Below are 1,623 nucleotides of genomic sequence, written 5' to 3'. Positions count from 1 at the left end.
CTCCATCAACCAATAATCAATTGGTCAGTATTATTTATTTGAGTCCAGTGGCTAACTTATTCTTGAAATTTAGGCCTTAGTTTTATTGACTAAATCGTACAATTCAGTGGTAAAAATAGCAATAGATCTCAATTAATGGCAAAATATAACCGGAGGGAAAGGCAACACCGCAGCATTTAAGTAATGAAGGAGAATGCCCATGATTATTTACGGCACTAAAAAGACCCTTGACATTTACCGATTAAAATTACCAGACCAATTTGCCAACCCATTGATGAAACACTTGATTACGGACACTCGAAAACGTCAAGCAGGTGATCCGCTTTATGAGTGGGGTGCTAAGGTATTTCAATTTGAATATTTGAAGTGTTTGCAACTCTGTAATTTTGCCAGCAAATTTACTATTGTGATTGCAGATGTAAAAGAAAAGCAGATTGATCAACTAACAGAAATTATTTTTGGTTATCTGAATGACATTTATTCTGGTGACCAAGAAATGCTGAAATTGATCGATCGTTATGCTGCAGAGAATACGGTTACCTATTTTGATAAATTGACTGATCGAAGCATTATTTCAAGCATGAACTATTTTCAAACATCCTATATGGAAGATGGTGATCGCTTCTATGATTTTGTGGATGGCAATCTGTTGCGTACCCGGCCTCTCAATAAAGAAATCAACTGGAATTACTTGGCAGGTCTGAAAGTGCACGGCAAGAAAACTTACGATTATCCCGCGGAAAGATTTGCTCAATTATTAAAAAATAGATATCAGTAATGCTGTTATTGAAATATCGGTCATCATGAGACAAAGAGATTCAGTTCACTCATCGTGGTGTGTGCAATCGCAGACCATAAAATAGCCCCCAAAAAACGTTGCCGTTGCCTGGTTCCCCGGAACGGGGATTAAATCACTTAATCTTATTTTGTTAAGACTTTCGTATAGAAGAGAAATAGGGTTAGGCGCTTTTTGTCAAAGGAGAAATTTTGGATGAAAATAGTAGTTAAGACTTTGGATGAAATGACGGCCGTTGAATGGTGCCGGCTGATTGAGGAACGGGTCAAGGTATTCGTAGTCGAACAGGATTGCCCCTATCAGGAAGTTGATTCTTATGACTACCATGCCCACCACCTGACTCTATGGGACGATGATGGTGAGATGGTCTGCTATACCAGAATTTATCGTCGGCAAGATGGGAAGGTCACCTTTGGCCGGGTCCTGGTCCCGATGCAATACCGGAAGCATCACTATGGTCGTTACCTGGTTGAGCAGACCATTGCGACAACCCATCGGATATTTAACGGCGAATTGATCCAGATTCAGGCTCAGGCCTACCTGAAGAAGTTTTATGGCTCGCTGGGCTTTCAAGCGGTTTCTGATGTGTATTTAGAGGATGGGATTCCCCATCTGGACATGGTTTTGAAATCAGAAGATTAGCCGAATGGTGACGAATCCTGCCAATGGTTCAAATGGGTAAATGAATCTCAGTATAAGAGTTAACGAAAATAGTTGAATTAAGGTGCTTCACAATTGTTAGGAAATTTCGGGTCTCTGTCAATTGGTGTTGGTGGAGACGTATAATCATCCTCAAAATTTGAGGGTGATTTTTTTTAAAGCAAACA

Annotated in this window: 2 protein-coding genes; both read left to right on the top strand. The window is 39.9% G+C overall.

Annotation, left to right across the window (positions count from 1 at the left end):
• Nucleotides 1–199: 199 nt before the first annotated feature.
• A complete protein-coding gene (locus tag QOR82_RS09030) occupies nucleotides 200–778 on the top strand; it encodes a DUF6933 domain-containing protein (protein ID WP_283584406.1) in 579 nt (192 codons plus the stop codon).
• 213 nt (nucleotides 779–991) lie between these two features.
• Nucleotides 992–1,438, top strand: coding sequence for a GNAT family N-acetyltransferase (locus tag QOR82_RS09025; RefSeq protein ID WP_283584405.1), 447 nt, complete (start codon nucleotides 992–994; stop codon nucleotides 1,436–1,438).
• Nucleotides 1,439–1,623 lie beyond the last annotated feature (185 nt).

It is taken from the genome of Limosilactobacillus difficilis, from assembly GCF_947387495.1.
Lineage (GTDB): Bacteria > Bacillota > Bacilli > Lactobacillales > Lactobacillaceae > Limosilactobacillus > Limosilactobacillus difficilis.
This window is presented reverse-complemented; position numbering and strand designations above follow the sequence as displayed.

Coding starts and splice junctions, on each gene's coding strand:
- QOR82_RS09030 (WP_283584406.1), top strand. CDS start 200: ATGATTATTTACGGCACTAAAAAGACCCTTGACATTTACCGATTAAAA.
- QOR82_RS09025 (WP_283584405.1), top strand. CDS start 992: ATGAAAATAGTAGTTAAGACTTTGGATGAAATGACGGCCGTTGAATGG.